A 16,469-nucleotide genomic window follows, 5' to 3' on the forward strand; every position below is an offset into this window, starting at 1 on the left:
GATCAAGGCAGGAGATAAGGGTACAGATAAAGACTTTAAATCAGCATCCCAGTAAATAAACTGGAATGCGACTGTCGGTGATATTAGTGCAGTTTAAAGGCATTCAAGCGTAATAAAGCTTGTTCTATAACAGATGCGTCGACTTTTTCCTGAATTTCTTTCACTTCATAATTATTAAATAACTCCCCCAAAAAAGCACATAAATAGGTTAACGGCGCGTTAACAAACAATTTTGGATTAGTAAAAAAATCACACCCGCATCTCTGCATCCACATCGAATTATCATGGTCAGCCATAAATTGAGATTCTACAACAGCCTGTTTCAGCTGTGTTAAAAAACGTATGTAATCAAAATTACGGTTGTTAAATTCATGACTGAATAATGCAACAGAATCAATGACCTGCTGCTGAGGTAGGATGGCAAGAGTATGGATAGTATGAATATTATGAAGAGTATGCATGTTCAATTCTCCTTATTGTTTAAAACGATATAATTAACGCTCACATAATATGGGAATCTCAGGCACTGAAAATATTTTTCTGAACCTGAGTGAAATTCGACCTATATTGTGCACAAATTTGCGCCAATTTAATAGCAAAAAAGTGTAAAGATCCGAAATATTTTTACACTTTTTTGATATTTGTAGTTCTAAAAAATCTTTAAATATCAGGAAAAACTGAAACTCTGTTCAAGGTTACAACAGATCCATAGTGATCTCGTCAAAGGGATAAACCATACCGCCGAATTCTTTACTGAAAGCGAGTGCATCATCCTGACTACTGAAACTTGCTAATGTTTTCCCCATCGCCCCTTTTTTACTTGAACCAACCACAAACCATGCCTCACGCGCATCGATAAAATACTCGTCATTAAGCTTGTTCCAGGGTGTTTTACTCATATCATGAACAAAAACCTGCTGCGCCTGACGCTGATTTTCCGGCTGTAGAAGATAGCTGAACATATCTCGAGTTGAACAGAATTTAACCGCCTGCTCGGCGCTTTTTTCAAAAATCTCACCTTTAGGGCCAGGAAAATTATTAATAATCATGCCGCAGAGATGGCATTCATCGCTGTTTTCAATAGCAGCAGCCTGCTTTACCATCTGCTGCTGTGTATCAGCTTCACTGCAGCCGAGTAGTAGTGATAAAAAAGTGAATATCAAAACAGTTTTACAACGTACAAAATTTTTCATTTTAAGTCCTTTAATATTAGATTTAAGATTTATTCAATTGTTGAAATTTATTAAATTGTTTTTTTACTGAAAACAGCCATGGCCGCCAGCAGAGGTGCAATTACCCATCCGAGCATCACCAGCAGTAAAGTCATCGCTGAATGACTGCTGTTAACCGCAACAGCTAATACACCGTTAACATCGCCGGTATCTAAAGCCGCCAGATTAATCAATCGAAACAGATCTGCCGGGTTGAGCATCATCAGCTGCACCAAGCCCTGCTGACTAACACCGTTTTCAATACCGATTAATAACGCCAGCAGCACTAGATCAAATACCAGAATAAAGAACAACCAGACTATTAGCGATAAACCAGCCGCTTTGGATTTCTCCGAAACCGATAAGCTAATAACAAAAGCAAAACCGACAAAAGTCAGCCCAAGCAGTATCGAAGTTAAGATAAACAGTGAAAATGCAGGCAATACGGCTGCAAAACTGGAATTAAAACCCAGTAATAATGCAGCACTGCCAAAGCCGAGCACCGTTGCTAAAGTTATGATACTGCCCATACCTAAAAACTTGCCTAACAGCAGCTGCCCATGGCTGATTGGATAAGTTAATAATAACAGTAAGGTGCCGGACTCCTGCTCGCCGACAAAACTGTCATAACAAAGTAGCAGCGCAATTAATGGAATAATAAAAACCGACAGGCTGGATAAGCTTGCAATGGTCGTTGACAGCGAAGGCGGTGCAATCTGTCCCGATGCAGCCGAAGCGTAATAACTCAGGCCTATCGACAACAGCGAAAAAATTAAAGTAATAGAGATAAACCAGCGGTTTCTAATACCGTCCTGAAACTCTTTTAATGCCACAGCTAGAATAGGGGTCATAGTTTACTCTCCTGCTCTATAGAGCGCTTATTATCTGCAAGATAATGCTGATAGATATGCTCCAGACTAGCAGCTTCGACCTGAATGTCGCTAATATTTTCAAATTCCATTAACTGCCGGATAATCTGTACCTTCTGTGATTCAGGCACTAACAGATGGTTATGCGCCACCATAAAACCAGCCAACTGAGCATTGTTCTTAAGTGCACCGTTAATACCCTTAGTTTTAATCGACACCGGCAGCTGGGCTGCATCACGCAAATCCTGTAACGACCCTATGGCGGCCGATTTTCCAGCAGATAAAATCATTGCCCGGTCAATATGCTGCTCAACTCCGGGTAACACATGCGAGCAGAGAATAATACTTGCACCGCTGCTTTTAAGCTGATCAACGCTGCTGTAAAACTCCTGGGTGGCGCTCGGATCCAGCCCAACGGTCGGTTCATCAAGCAGCAGCAGTTTCGGGTTCCCCAAAAATGCCTGGGCTAAACCTAAACGCTGCCTCATTCCTTTTGAATAGGTTTTAGCAGCACGATCTTTCGCATCTGCCAGCCCCACTTTTTCTAATAACTCAACAATCTGATTCTTCGGTGCTGACTTTAAACGCGCAAAATAGGTCAATACTTCAGTGCCGCTAAGCTGATCATAAAAGCTCACATTTTCCGGTAAATAACCTATTTTTTTACGGCTCGCCCAGGCTTGTTTATCTAAAGGATCCAGACCAAATACCGATATATTTCCAGCAGATACTTTAATAATGCCTAAAATCAGTTTCATCATGGTCGTTTTACCAGCACCGTTATGGCCAAATAGTCCAAGCACTTCTCCGGCTTCAAGTCTCAGATCAATATCTTGTAACGCGTTAATCTTCTGATAATGCTTATTGACCTGCTCTAATAATATAATCGTCTCACTCATAAATTTATTATCCTGTAATCACTGAAGAGGTCAGTGACGGCACCTGAGAATCGGGTTGAGACATCAGCGGAAAGCTGTCTTTAACCCCGGATGGTTTTAAAATGGGAAACTGTTTCTGAATCCAGCGCAGCATTAGTACGGACGGGCTGTCGAGCAGCACCTTGGCTTCTGGATATACCCAGATAAGCTTATCAATACCGTCATTGGGTTCAAAAGGTGTATCCCCGGTACCACTGTTATCTAAATCCCAGCCGAGATAGTTACTCCAAAAGTTGCCCATACCGTTTTGACTCCACTCCTGTTCACTGTTGGAAACATATTTAACCTGCACCGGATTATTTATAAAACTGTTGGCGAATATTTTGCCTTTTTCAGAGCCGGCGGTTAAATGGATACCAATTTCTGTCGTATTGATAACGTTATAACTAATTGTATTATAAGCAGAATTGTAAACAAACAGGCCCTTACCCTCACGTCCTAATACTTTGTTTTCCGGGCGGGTCCATACATCTTGAATATGGTTATAGCTGATATCTGAATAAGTAATAAAATTCATCAGCATGCCGTAATCTTCACTATTACTGGTTTTATTGCCCATCACCGTCAGATACTTAGAACTCATTAAGGCGTAACCTGCACGCGTATTGTAAGCCTGGTTATTTAATACTTTATTATGGTGAGAGTACATATAATGCACACCATAACGAAGATCGTGCATAGTATTGCCGCGCAATACACTGTCCTGGCTGGAGATGATATATAAACCGTCACGCGTGAAGCTGACATTATTACCGACAACCAGCGCATTGGTTACCACGGATAACTGAATACCGTTGCCCCGATCGGCAGAGCGCAGCGCCGGGTTGCCCTCAATACGATTGTCTGCAATTAAAACTTGGTCTGCTCTTTGTACCCATACAGCAAATCCGTCACCTTTTAAGTTGTTGTTTTTTATGCTGATATTCTGTGATTTTTTATCTGAGTAGATACCGGAATTCTGTTCGGTTAAATCATCGCCCCAGTTAATGATAGTAAGATTTTCTATGCTTATATTTGAATTTAATAATGTAAGCGCATGACCTTTACCTAAAGCGTTAATAACGGGATTGTCTTTACCGCGAAGTGTAACAGCATGGCGAATAACAAAGTTACCTGTATATTCTCCAGCATTTACAATAACACTGTCACCGTCTGATGCTGAGTCTAATGTTAACTGCAGAGAATCACCGTTATCCACCTGCAGCACAGCGGCAGAAACAAAACAGTGGAACAAGCTTAATATTGCAGTCAGTAAAGCTGTTTTTATATTCAAATGATTATGTATCCTGAATAAGGCGGATTCTCTGTACTGCTCAGCAAAACAAAGAACCCGGTTTAGAAAAGTATAACTTTATAGTGAGCAGCAGGCCTGCTCACTTTTCAATGTCTCAGCTGTTAGGCTTCAACTAACATACGGCCGCGCATCTCCATATGTAATGCGTGACAGAACCAGTTACAGTAATACCACTGCACCCCGGGTTTATCGGCGATAAAGGTAATTGAGGCAGTCGCCTGCGGCCCAATCTCCATCTGTACACCGTGGTTGGTCACACAAAAACCATGGGTTACATCTTCGACCATATCTAAATTGGTCACCACAACGGTTACTTCGTCACCTAATTTCACTTTGAATTCATTTAATCCGAAAATAGGCGCAACGGAAGTCATATAAACACGCACTTTTTTACCGTCGCGAATAACCTTGTTCTGACTCATCACATCAACACCGTCTTTTTTAGCCATTGCAATGGTCTCTGCGAAAAGAGGATCATCGCGGCTCCATAAACGGTTAGGTTTTAATTTACTGCGGTGCACGATCATGCAGTCATGGGGTTCAGCGAATGTCGGGCCGTCATGCACTAACTTCATTTCATCACCAGAGATATCAATCAACTGGTCATTTTCAGGGTGTAGAGGTCCAACCGGCAGGAAGCGGTCTTTAGAGAACTTACAAAGTGAAACCAGCCATTTACCATCCGCATCACGAGTTTCACCTTGAGATGTATGGTTATGACCCGGCTGATAATGCACATCGAGTTTCTGGCGGATATAATTCACCTTTTCACCGTTATGCGCTTTGATAGCATCTTCCACATTCCATTTCGCAATCTGGCTGTCCAGAAATAATGTGGTGTAAGCATTACCGCGGTTATCAAAGGCGGTATGCAGTGGACCTAAGCCTAATTCAGGCTCAGCAACAATTGTTTCACGACCTTTGATTTTGTCAGCAAACAGATCATCTAATTTATCAATAGCAATAACTGAAACCGTTGGTGATAACTTACCGTTAGCCACAAAATACTTGCCGTCTGAAGAAGTATTTAACCCGTGCGGGGATTTTGGTACTGGGATATAACGAGTGACATCAGACCCTTTACGGCCGTCTATTACAGGAACATTATTACCGTTATAGGTTTTAAATTTACCCGCTTTGACTGCAGCTTCACAACGAGCCAGATTAAATACAACAACATGATCACGTTCAGCAGAAATCATTTCTCCCAGTGTCATGCCCATTTCAGAGTTATAACAGGTAGAGGCAAAATATTTACCATCGTAATCGGCATCGGTATTATCTAAGTTGCCGTCAACCATTACCTGAAAAGCAACCTCCATTGATTCTGCATCAATAACATTAAATAAAGAACGGTAAGTACTGACATCTTCCAGCGTAGATTTACCGTTATTATCCATTGGGATTTCAAATTCACTGTTACAGATAACATATTTTGTGTACGGTACTTTCTGTACACGCATACCATGAATAGCCTGCACATTCGGAATAGTGATCATCTTATCGGTTTTCATCACATCACAACGAATACGTGCAACACGGCTGTTGGCTTTATCATTGATAAAAACGTATTTACCATTGTAATGCCCGTCAGTCATACTCATATGCGGATGATGAGAATCTCCGGCTAAAAGGTGTGCGCTGTCGCCTTTAACACGTTTACTTTCGTTGGTTAATCCCCAGCCCGTCGCACTGTCGATATTAAAAACAGGAATACGCATTAACTCACGCATTGATGGAAGTCCCATAATACGCACTTCACCTGAGTGACCGCCGCTCCAGAAACCATAATATTCATCAAGATCGCCAGGATGGACAAAAGGACTATTGTCAACTTCAGCAGCCTGCGCTTTTGCCATCGATGCAAACATAGCAGCAGTCATCGGTGCGGCGGCTACCCCGACACCAATAGCAGCTGTTTTACCAAAAAACTTACGCCTTTCTGCATTCGGCAGTGTCTCTTCTTGTGGTAGATCCGTTTTATCTTCACTCATGCTTACATCTCCATCCTGTTGTTGTATATGACTGTGATTAACCTAGCGCCTTATTACTACGCATACTTCTAAAGCTAGACTCGATATTAAAAATCTCATTAAAGACTTTAGCAGACCAATAAACTTCTGCTTTATACTTCCTTGATATCTATCTCTAATGATTGTTTTTATACTTGTTATCGGGCACTACACCTCCCTTATCGCTATCCCTGACTCATCTTTTTTACGGTTTTTATAAGCTAATTTTTTCAGTGGTGGACATTTTTCTTCATTGTAATAAGTGATCTGGCAGTCTAAGCAGTAATGACATTCGCGCATATTAATTACCCCGTCAGGATGAATGGCCTGAATTTCACATTCTTTAGCACAAGTCTTACAAGGCGTTCCACACTCAGGACGGCGCTTTAACCAGTCAAATAAACGCACACTGTTAGAAACCGATAAAGCGGCCCCTAACGGGCATAAATAACGGCAGAAAGATTTACGATTAAATAGATTTACTGTCAGCAGCAGCAGCGCCCAGGCGACAAACGGCCATTCCCGGTCGAACTTAAGCAGGAAGGTCGTTTTAAAAGGTTCAACTTCAGCAAACTGCTCTGCAAGCGCTAAGGAGTCTAAGGAGATACCGAACAGCGCTAATAAAATAAGATATTTGATCGCCCATAAACGTTCGTGCACTGCCCATGGCAGCTCTACCTGCGGAATCTTAATATAACGTGCAAACACGTTGAGTAACTCTTGAAGCGCGCCGAATGGACATAACCAGCCGCAATAAACAGCCCGTCCCCATAATAAAATCGTTACGGCGGCTGCCGACCATAAAATAAAAATTACCGGATCTAATAAAAACAGATCCCATGAGAAGCCTTTAAACAGTGCCTGCAGGAAGGTAAATACATTAACTACGGAAAGCTGCCCTCCCCATGACCAGCCGATAAATATTACCGTTACCGCTAAAAATCCATGACGCAGGTTATGCATAAATGTGGGATGCCGAACCAGAATATCCTGAAAAAACAGAATCAGCATCAGTACCATAATCAAAGCAAGCAGTACGACTACTTCAACCTGATGCTCAAGCCAGACCTGCTGGCTTAAGGTCAGCTCAGGTTCAGGATAAATTGCAGGCGGCGTATCCACATACTGTGCTATAACATCATAACCGCCTTTAAAACTGCTGAACAGGCTGTCAACCGGACCGGTTTGTCTGCGTACCAGCAGCTCTATCTGCCAGCCGGCACCGGGATCAAATTCATGAAAACCCTGTACTTTAAATACCGACATCTCTTTAAATTTCGGGGCTCCGCTGCTGAAAATATCAGTTACACGGTTATGGTCTAAATCTCGAAAAGAAATTTCATTATTATTCTGATGGACCTGAATACGGTCAAAAATACCGCCGCGAACATAACCTGAACCTTTAAAAGAATACCCGTTGCCGAATACCACAATTAAATGTTCACCCGGTTTTAAGTCCCTGGTTAACCAGACATAGTCCGAATCACTGAAAAGGTTTTTACCTACACTAGGAATGTCAGCAACGGCATAATAGAGCTCAGCAAACATCGCTTTATTTTCAGAAGGCGGCACATTATCAACATCTTCAGCTTCTGTACCGACAAATGCCTTTTGGACTGCCTCATTGGTTAAATACAGTTTTCTGACTGAGCCGTCCCCCGTCAGCTCCAGCCAGTCTTTTTTGACAAAGACATCTTGTTTAATCGTAGAAACAGGCTGAATAATCTCGGACTGCTTCTCAATTAATCCTAACGACAAGGCCGCTTTATTGGCTGCTTTAGTGATGCCTGAATTCATCACCATCACAGTAACCGTTGCCCCTGATAAACCGTCAATAGGCACATACCCCTGACTGGCCTTTCCTCCGACTTTGATACGGTCAGAGACCAGCAGACCGGCATACTGATCTACAAAATCCCACAGTTTCTTCTCGGGAATACCCGCCAAAATAATCGGCTCATGATGCTCGAGTACTTTTGCGCTGACATATTTTCCAGCCGGATCTATGACCACCAGCATATTGACCGGCTCACCGGAATAAGCCGGAATTTTCGCGATATCATTGGTTTCAAATGCATAACCTAATATCTGCGAATCCTGATAAATAGTCCATAAAAGCGGATCCCCTTGTTTATCAGAAATTTTAGTTAACTGCGGAAAAGCTTCCTGGATAAAAGGAACGGGATCTTTAGGCGGGCTGACAAAAAGAGCAAATGCACAAAAAGAGGTGCTGATAAAAAACAGGAATAACACCAGCAGCTGCAGTGCGGCTTTATAGACTTGTGAAAAATTCATAACTTAACTTCCAATGTTTTGTACAGCATACGAATACCCGACTAGAATAGTAAGACTCATTTACAGCAGATAAATTGACCGCAATCAATAAAGTTACCAGTTTGTTATCAACGGCCGGTGCTTTTGTGATCCAGCAGTACCTGGCAAATACCCTTATGACACAGATGGTTATTACTAAAGTGCATCTGCTAACAATGCACAGCATCTAACAATTAATTAACACAGTGATGGAGATAAAACAGAAGTGTTATTAACCAGTATCCACGAGCGGGAGCAAAATGCAGGTGCAGTAAAACTGGCAGCCACTTTACAGATAGCATCCTCAGTCTAGCCATAATAGTTCCACATGAGTATAGAAACTAAACTGAGAACAGCTGTTGTTTTAGTCATAATAATGACCGACACAAACGACAAGGATCACAATAAATACATAAACATAACAAGCCTGCAGAGGCATTTATCGGACTTTACTCATTTTCTTTATTATCAGCTTTGCCCTGCCCGCTTAAAGCGGCTAATAAATCCATCGGTATCGGAAATACAATGGTTGAGGTTTTCTCATTGGTAATTTCTGTTAAGGTCTGCATATATCTTAACTGCACTGCATTCGGCGCCTGATTTAATACTAAGGCGGCCTGTTTTAATTTTTCTGATGCTTCCAGCTCGCCAGTTGCATGAATCACTTTTGCGCGCCTTACCCGCTCCGCTTCTGCCTGCTTCGCTAAAGCCCGGACCATGCTTTCATCCAAATCCACGTGTTTGACCTCAACCGTTGCTATTTTTATTCCCCAGTTATCGGTCTGCTTATCTAAAATAACCTGAATATCTTTATTTAAACGGTCCCGTTCAGCTAACAGCTCATCAAGTTCATGCTGACCTAATACTGAACGCAGTGTGGTCTGCGATAACTGACTGGTTGCTTCAAAATAGCTTTCCACATTGTTAATCGCCATCTTAGGATCAACAACTCTAAAATACACCACGGCATTCACTTTAACCGAAACATTATCTCTGGTGATCAAATCCTGAGTCGGCACATCTAATACAATGGTACGCAGATCAACTCTAACCATCTGCTGAATAACTGGAATTAAAATAACTAATCCGGGGCCTTTAACCTGATAAAAACGTCCGAGAAAAAATACCACACCACGTTCATATTCACGTAAAACTTTAAACATACTGATAAGCAGTGCGACAACAACAATTACAATACTTGCTACGCTATAAATCATCATGATTTTCCTCCTTATAAATAAATCAGCAGGCTATTTATCCGCAGCCTGCTGAATTTCCTGCTCTGTTATTAAAGTTACCTGTAACCATAAACCTGAAACGGCCTGAACAGCCGCCAGCTGGCCTTCCAGCAGATCCTGTGCACAACGTGCCTGCCAGATTTCACCGCCGACTTCCACCCAGCCTTCTCCCTGGTTGAAACTACTAACAACGGCTGCAGTTTGTCCTACCATGCAGCTTACACCGGTAGTGACTGCTTTTCTTCTCACCCGCAACAGCATACCAATAATGACAAAAGTAAAAAGCACTGAGGTTATGGAGAAACCGGCAATTAATGGTAAGGCGATCTGAAATGCAGGCATCTCACTGTCCATCAAAAAGATGGATCCAAGCGCGAAAGCTGCAATACCTCCCAGCCCGAAAATACCAAAACTTGGGCTGAAAGCTTCAGCGGCTAATAACGCGATTCCCAGCAGGATCAGTGCTAAACCAGCATAATTTACCGGCAGCATCTGCAGTGCATACATGCCCATTAATAGACAGATACCGCCTAATACGCCGGGTAAACCAAGGCCCGGATTATAAAACTCCAGCAGTAATCCATAGATACCTATCAGCATCAGAATATAAGCAACGTTGGGATTGGTTATTGTGGCAAGAAAAGCAAAGCGCCAGTCAGGTATTCGTTCAACAAAATTAACCTGATCTAAATCCAGGCGCGTTTCAGCTCCCTTAACTAAAACTCTGCGCCCGTCAGCAAGTTTAACTAACTGCTTAAGATCATCAGCAATAAAATCAATCACATTTTCGGCCAGAGCTTCCTGCGCATCTAGGCTGGCAGCTTCCGTAACTGCCTTTTCAGCCCACTGTTCATTGCGTCCATGTAATTTTGCTAACCCTTTAATATAGGCCGTTGCATCATTAATTACTTTTTTTTCCATATTGGTTTTTGCAGATACTTTTTTATTGTCTGCCACAGGCGGGCTTGATGATTCCTCAGTTTCCTGTGACGGCTTATCCTTTTGTTCTTGTTCCGGAGAGGGTTTACTGCCCTGAATACCAATTGATACAGGAGTTGCCGCCCCTAAATTGGTGGCGTTCGCCATAACAGCAAAATGACTGGCAAATAGAATATAAGTACCGGCACTGGCAGCTCGAGCTCCAGACGGCCCAACCCAGGTAGCAACAGGGACTGATGAAACTGTAATGGCGCGAATAATATCGCGCATTGCAGAATCCAAACCGCCGGGTGTATCCATTTTAAGAATAACTAAAGAGGCATGGTTCTTATTTGCTAAATCCAGTTCTCTGCTAATATAGTCTGAAGATGCAGGACCGATGGCTCCTTGTACAGGAATAACCCAGACCTCGGCAGCCAAAGCAGTAAAAGAATAAAACATAGAAACTAACAGTAAATAAACAGGCAAAACCTTCATATTCAGCCCTCCAGTTATTCTGTCTGTTAGTTAAGTCTAGTTCACCTTAAAAAGAGTGCAGCCTGCAATTACACATAAAATCCCTTGTTTCAGAAACAAAAAAACGCAGTATCCGATTTCTCAGATACTGCGTTTGTCAGGTTAAATTGCTTAGGTTAATACCAGAAAGCCCGATGAAAACGCGTCAAGAAAAAGAGTAAACACTAACTCATTAAGTTAAAGGCTTATTAATCTTTCATTTTCGGCAATAACAGGTTTAATGTGATAGCAACTATCCCGCACAAACTAACTCCCTGCAGGCTGAAAGCACCAAAACCAAATGCCATACCGCCGATACCAAATACTAATGTTACTGAAACAATACATAAGTTACGCGCATCAGAAAGATCAACCTGGTGACGGATCATGGTATTTAAACCCACGGATGCAATGCTGCCGAATAGTAAAATCATAATACCGCCCATCACCGCAACCGGAATTGTCTGCAGTACAGCACCAAACTTACCGACAAAAGCCAGGCAGACAGCAATAACAGCAGCCCAGCGCATAATTTTAGGATTAAAGTTTCGGGTTAACATCACAGCGCCGGTTACTTCTGAGTAAGTAGTATTAGGCGGACCGCCGAATAATGAAGCGGCACTCGTTGCAACCCCGTCACCAAACAAGGTACGGTGCAGACCTGGTTTTTTCACAAAGTCTTTACCGGTTACATTACTAATCGCCAGGATATCACCAACATGCTCAACTGCCGGCGCAATCGCAACCGGGATCATAAATAATATCGCATGCCAGTTCCATTCAGGAGCAACAAAGTTAGGCATAGCCAGCCAGGGCGCGTTAGCAATCGGGGTAAAATCTAACACTCCGAAGAAAAACGACAATGTGTACCCTACTATTACGCCGCAGAAAATTGGTACCAGTTTAAACAGACCTTTAGCCATGGTTGATACTAATAGTGTGGTCAACAAAGCAGAAAGCGAAATAATCATCGCAGTATTCTGTTCAATTAATACAAAGCTGCCGTCACCCGCTTTACCGATTGCCATATTCACAGCAAGCGGCGCAAGCCCGAGACCAATTACCATAATCACCGGGCCGACCACAACCGGCGGTAATAAACGATGAATAAAATCAACACCGCGCAGTTTAACCGCATATGACATCACCATATAAACGACACCCGAAACAAACAACCCCGACATGGTGGCTGGAATGCCCCAGGTTTGTATTCCGTATGCGATTGGTGCAATAAATGCAAAAGACGAGGCGAGGAAAATTGGTACCTGCCCTTTTGTCACTAAGTGAAATAATAAGGTACCGATACCCGCAGTAAATAAAGCAACGTTAGGATCTAAGCCGGTAATTAACGGCATTAATACCAAAGCACCAAATGCAACAAACAGCATCTGTGCGCCGGCAAGGGCTTGTTGTACAACATTTAAATTTGCGGTGATATCTTCAATAGGCGGGGTGGGTTGTGCATCTAATTCCTGCATAGAATTAGTCGACATATCTTTCTCCAAAAGGTTAAAACAATACTGCAGTCCAGATCATGGGACGGCAGTATTGCTGTTCTTTAAGCTGTCAATAAATAAAAACTGCAGGTGAAACCAGCAGTTTTAAGACAGCGGCAGTAGAGCTATTATTGTTTTATTTTGTACCGAAGATCTTGTCACCAGCATCACCCAGACCAGGTACAATATAACCCTGTTCATTTAGATGGCTGTCGATCGACGCAGTGTAAACTTCAACATCAGGATGTGTTTCTTCTAAAGCTTTTAAACCTTCAGGAGCAGCAACAAGAATGAGTACTTTAATATTTGTACAGCCGTTTGCTTTAATTAAATCCAGCGTTGAGATCATTGAACCACCGGTTGCAAGCATAGGATCCACAACTAATGCTAAACGCTCGTCAATCTGACTGACTAATTTAGAGAAATACGGTACCGGCTCAAGTGTTTCTTCATCACGGTAAATACCAACAACACTTACTTTTGCACTCGGCATATGCTCGAGAACGCCGTCCATCATGCCTAGGCCGGCACGCAAAATAGGCACTACCGTCGCTTTTTTACCTTTAATCTGCTGAACTTCGATTTCTCCGTCCCAGCCTTGAATAGTAACATCTTCAACTTCTAGATCTTTAGTTGCTTCATAGGTTAATAAGCTTGATACTTCACGTGCTAATTCACGAAAACGCTTAGTGCTGATATCACCTTCACGCATTAAACCAAGTTTGTGCTGAACTAACGGGTGTTTAACTTCGACTACTTTCATTTTTCTCTCCAAATACAAATTTTAAACCGACCAATACTAACAAAAGAATTTTCTAACAAATTATGCTGAATCATGATTCCTTTTATAAGAATAATTTTAATTATAAAGCTGTGATCTATTCACAGCCCAATAAATTCTATATATATAAAAAAGGCCTGTGATTTTCATCACGAGCCTTTATTTGCCTTGCTATGATAAATAAGCAGGGACTAATTATTATTTAAATTAGTAGCGCCGATTTTATGAATCGAAACATCCGCACCATTAAACTCATCTTCCTGGCTGAGTCGAATCGGCATAAAGTGATTAACCGATTTGTAAACTATAAAGCCGCCGATCAATGCTGTTAATACACCCGCTATCGAGCCGATTAACTGGCTGATAAAACTAACTCCGCCTAAACCGCCGAAGCTTTCCAGGCCAAAAATACCGGCAGCAATACCGCCCCATAGACCGCATACGCCGTGTAAAGGCCACACACCTAATACGTCATCAAAACTAGTGAATTTATTCTGTACGTAAGTAAACAGCCATACAAATAGTCCACCGGCAACCAGGCCTGTCACTAATGCGCCCATTGGATGCATAATGTCAGAGCCGGCACAAACCGCGACTAACCCGGCTAGCGGACCATTATGGATGAAACCCGGATCTTTTTTGCCGACCACTAAGGAGCTGATAATGCCGCCGACCATTGCCATTAATGAGTTCATCGCTACCAGACCGCTGATGCCTTCAATCGCCTGCGCAGACATAACATTAAAACCAAACCAGCCGACAGATAAAATCCATGCGCCAAGCGCTAATAAAGGAATATTTGAGGGAGCAAATGCAACAACTTTTCCACCACGATAACGACCGTTACGGCTGCCGAGAATGATAATAGCAGCAAAAGCAATCCAGCCGCCGACAGCATGCACAACTATTGAGCCTGCAAAGTCATGGAATCCTGCACCAAAGCTGTTTTCAAGCCAGCTCTGAAAACCGTAGTTGCCGTTCCAGATAAGACCTTCGAAGAAAGGGTAAACGATACCGACACATAAAGCGGCGGCGATTATCATAGGATTAAAACGTGCGCGTTCTGCAACGCCACCGGAGATAATGGCAGGGATAGCAGCGGCAAAGGTCATTAGGAAGAAAAACTTAACTAACTCATAACCGTTGTTTTCGGCTAATACAGCGGCGCTGTCGAAAAATGTCACCCCGTAAGCAAGCCAGTATCCGAAGAAGAAATAAACTAGCGCCGAGACACCAAAATCAGACATGATTTTGACTAAAGCATTAACCTGGTTTTTATGGCGGACCGTACCAACTTCTAGAAACGCAAAACCGGCATGCATGGCAAACACCATGATCGCACCCAGTAAAATAAAGAGTGTGTCTGCGCTGTTTACTAATGCTGTTACATGATTTTGAACCGAATCCATTCTTTTCTCTTTCCATTAACAGTGAAATTTATAGGATCTTATCTTATCTCCGCCCTGTTAAACAAGCATCTATACATATAGTTACAAAATATTACAATAACAAATACTTTAGGGGTAGTTAAAAAAGAATGTACAGATAATGCAGTGATAACTTAAAGGTAAGAGTTTGCCTCTGCTTAGATTAAGCAGAGGCAGGGGTACAGGCAGAATTAATTACTTAGCAGACTTCTGTGTTTTATTACGTAAACGGTCCCGGTAATTATCTTTAGCAAATTTCTGCAAATCTTCAACGTTATCGCTCTCATCAACAATTTCTCGTCCAAGCAGGGTTTCAACAGCATCTTCCAGCGTTACCACTCCCGCTGTTTGACCAAAATGATCTTCTACTAAAAAAAGCTGTTCATGACGTTTAATAAACAGATCAAGTAAATTAAGAACCGGAAAACTTTCAGATATACGGTGTAATGGCATTTTAATATCTTTTAACAGAGTATCACCACGACCTTGACGCTCACACTCATACAACTCGCCTTTAATAATCACGCCTGAAATAGCATCAATACCCTCGGTATAGACAGGGATACGAGTAAAAAAGGCGGTCTGCTCTTCACTCAGCGCTTCTTTAACCGTCATCATTTCCGATAATGCATGCACTACACTGCGGGGAGTTAATATATCTTCGGTTTTTGCCTCGCGCAGCTTAAGAATATTTTCCACAAGCTGGTTTTCCTGTGTTGCGATTGCCCCCTCTTTATAACTCAGCGCAGTAAACGCCAGTACTTCTTCACGGCTGATTGAGTCGTTTCGATTACCGCTGAATAAGCGTGTTAGGAGAGTCGACAACCACACCAGCGGAAAAACTAATTTAACTAAAAAGTTGATTACATAAGCAGACGGTACGGCAAGCTGACGCCAAAAAGTAGCCCCCAGCGTTTTAGGTATAATCTCAGAGAAATATAAAATAGCCAGCGTTAATAAAAATGCGATTAATGTTTCCCACTTATCGCCGTATATACGAATAGCTTGTGCACCAACACCGGCGGCTCCCATTGTATGGGCAAAGGTATTTAAAATAAGGATACTGGAAATGGAGTGATCCAACTGTGCTTTTGTTTTTTCTAAAACAGCTGCGCCGGTTGGTTTTGTCTCTCTTATCTGTGCAACATAGGTAGGCGTAACGGATAATAATACAGCTTCAAGAACCGAACATATAAACGATATGCCGATTGCCAGTATTAAATAGATCACAAGTAGGGTCATTTAGTTATATTTACTCTGTTTAGAATTGGGTACGTAGTGTACCGGATATTTGCAAAAAGAAACACTCTCTTTATTAAATACAAAAAAAAAACCCTAAGTTCGCTAGAACTTAGGGTTTTAATGTGGCTCCTCTTGCTGGGCTTGAACCAGCGACACACGGATTAACAGTCCGTTGCTCTACCAACTGAGCTAAAGAGGAATTGATCTTTGTAAA

General features: G+C 42.2%; 14 protein-coding genes and 1 tRNA gene. 1 reads left to right on the forward strand and 14 read right to left on the reverse strand.

Translation table 11 applies throughout. The features are described 5' to 3' along the window. Nucleotides 1-83: 83 nt before the first annotated feature. The 7 genes from G327_RS0108165 to nosR all read right to left on the reverse strand — a co-directional run bounded on the left by G327_RS0108165 (nucleotide 84) and on the right by nosR (nucleotide 8,619). Nucleotides 84-461 (reverse strand): hypothetical protein, encoded by a 378-nt coding sequence (locus G327_RS0108165; protein WP_019614272.1) that lies wholly within the window; start codon nucleotides 459-461, stop codon nucleotides 84-86. A 234-nt stretch (nucleotides 462-695) separates the two neighbouring features. Further along, a complete protein-coding gene (locus G327_RS0108170; protein ID WP_019614273.1) occupies nucleotides 696-1,193 on the reverse strand; it encodes a nitrous oxide reductase accessory protein NosL in 498 nt (165 codons plus the stop codon). Between the two features lie 50 nt (nucleotides 1,194-1,243). Then, nucleotides 1,244-2,062 carry an ABC transporter permease gene (locus G327_RS0108175; RefSeq protein ID WP_019614274.1) on the reverse strand — a complete coding sequence of 273 codons (819 nt, stop codon included), beginning with the start codon at nucleotides 2,060-2,062 and terminating at the stop codon, nucleotides 1,244-1,246. After that, a complete protein-coding gene (locus tag G327_RS0108180; RefSeq protein WP_019614275.1) occupies nucleotides 2,059-2,979 on the reverse strand; it encodes an ABC transporter ATP-binding protein in 921 nt (306 codons plus the stop codon). Before G327_RS0108180 ends, G327_RS0108175 begins: the two co-directional genes overlap by 4 nt. A gap of 7 nt (nucleotides 2,980-2,986) precedes the next feature. Continuing rightward, nucleotides 2,987-4,291: a nitrous oxide reductase family maturation protein NosD gene (locus G327_RS0108185; protein WP_019614276.1), complete on the reverse strand. Its 1,305-nt coding sequence runs from the start codon at nucleotides 4,289-4,291 to the stop codon at nucleotides 2,987-2,989. A gap of 122 nt (nucleotides 4,292-4,413) precedes the next feature. Then, nucleotides 4,414-6,306, reverse strand: coding sequence for a TAT-dependent nitrous-oxide reductase (nosZ, locus tag G327_RS0108190; RefSeq protein ID WP_019614277.1), 1,893 nt, complete (start codon nucleotides 6,304-6,306; stop codon nucleotides 4,414-4,416). A 186-nt stretch (nucleotides 6,307-6,492) separates the two neighbouring features. Then, entirely contained in the window at nucleotides 6,493-8,619 is a 2,127-nt protein-coding gene (gene nosR, locus G327_RS0108195) for a transcriptional regulator NosR (protein ID WP_019614278.1), read from the reverse strand. Nucleotides 8,620-8,693: 74 nt separating this feature from the next. Here nosR and G327_RS27515 point away from each other — a divergent pair, with 74 nt between their 5' ends. Then, a complete protein-coding gene (locus tag G327_RS27515) occupies nucleotides 8,694-8,828 on the forward strand; it encodes a hypothetical protein (RefSeq protein ID WP_019614279.1) in 135 nt (44 codons plus the stop codon). Nucleotides 8,829-9,086: 258 nt separating this feature from the next. Here G327_RS27515 and G327_RS0108205 read toward each other — a convergent pair whose 3' ends face one another. The 7 genes from G327_RS0108205 to G327_RS0108235 form a co-directional block, all read right to left on the reverse strand. Continuing rightward, entirely contained in the window at nucleotides 9,087-9,857 is a 771-nt protein-coding gene (locus G327_RS0108205) for a slipin family protein (protein WP_019614280.1), read from the reverse strand. Between the two features lie 30 nt (nucleotides 9,858-9,887). Beyond that, nucleotides 9,888-11,291: an NfeD family protein gene (locus tag G327_RS0108210; protein ID WP_019614281.1), complete on the reverse strand. Its 1,404-nt coding sequence runs from the start codon at nucleotides 11,289-11,291 to the stop codon at nucleotides 9,888-9,890. A 227-nt stretch (nucleotides 11,292-11,518) separates the two neighbouring features. Continuing rightward, entirely contained in the window at nucleotides 11,519-12,802 is a 1,284-nt protein-coding gene (locus tag G327_RS0108215; protein ID WP_019614282.1) for a uracil-xanthine permease family protein, read from the reverse strand. A gap of 139 nt (nucleotides 12,803-12,941) precedes the next feature. Next, nucleotides 12,942-13,568 (reverse strand): uracil phosphoribosyltransferase, encoded by a 627-nt coding sequence (gene upp, locus G327_RS0108220; RefSeq protein ID WP_019614283.1) that lies wholly within the window; start codon nucleotides 13,566-13,568, stop codon nucleotides 12,942-12,944. A gap of 209 nt (nucleotides 13,569-13,777) precedes the next feature. Then, complete coding sequence (locus tag G327_RS0108225; RefSeq protein ID WP_019614284.1) at nucleotides 13,778-14,995, reverse strand: ammonium transporter; 1,218 nt, start codon at nucleotides 14,993-14,995, stop codon at nucleotides 13,778-13,780. A gap of 213 nt (nucleotides 14,996-15,208) precedes the next feature. Continuing rightward, nucleotides 15,209-16,243 (reverse strand): CNNM domain-containing protein, encoded by a 1,035-nt coding sequence (locus tag G327_RS0108230; RefSeq protein ID WP_211217217.1) that lies wholly within the window; start codon nucleotides 16,241-16,243, stop codon nucleotides 15,209-15,211. 135 nt (nucleotides 16,244-16,378) lie between these two features. Next, nucleotides 16,379-16,454 (reverse strand) — tRNA-Asn (locus G327_RS0108235). Between the last annotated feature and the right edge of the window lie 15 nt (nucleotides 16,455-16,469).

It is taken from the genome of Psychromonas ossibalaenae ATCC BAA-1528 (assembly GCF_000381745.1).
GTDB lineage: Bacteria > Pseudomonadota > Gammaproteobacteria > Enterobacterales > Psychromonadaceae > Psychromonas > Psychromonas ossibalaenae.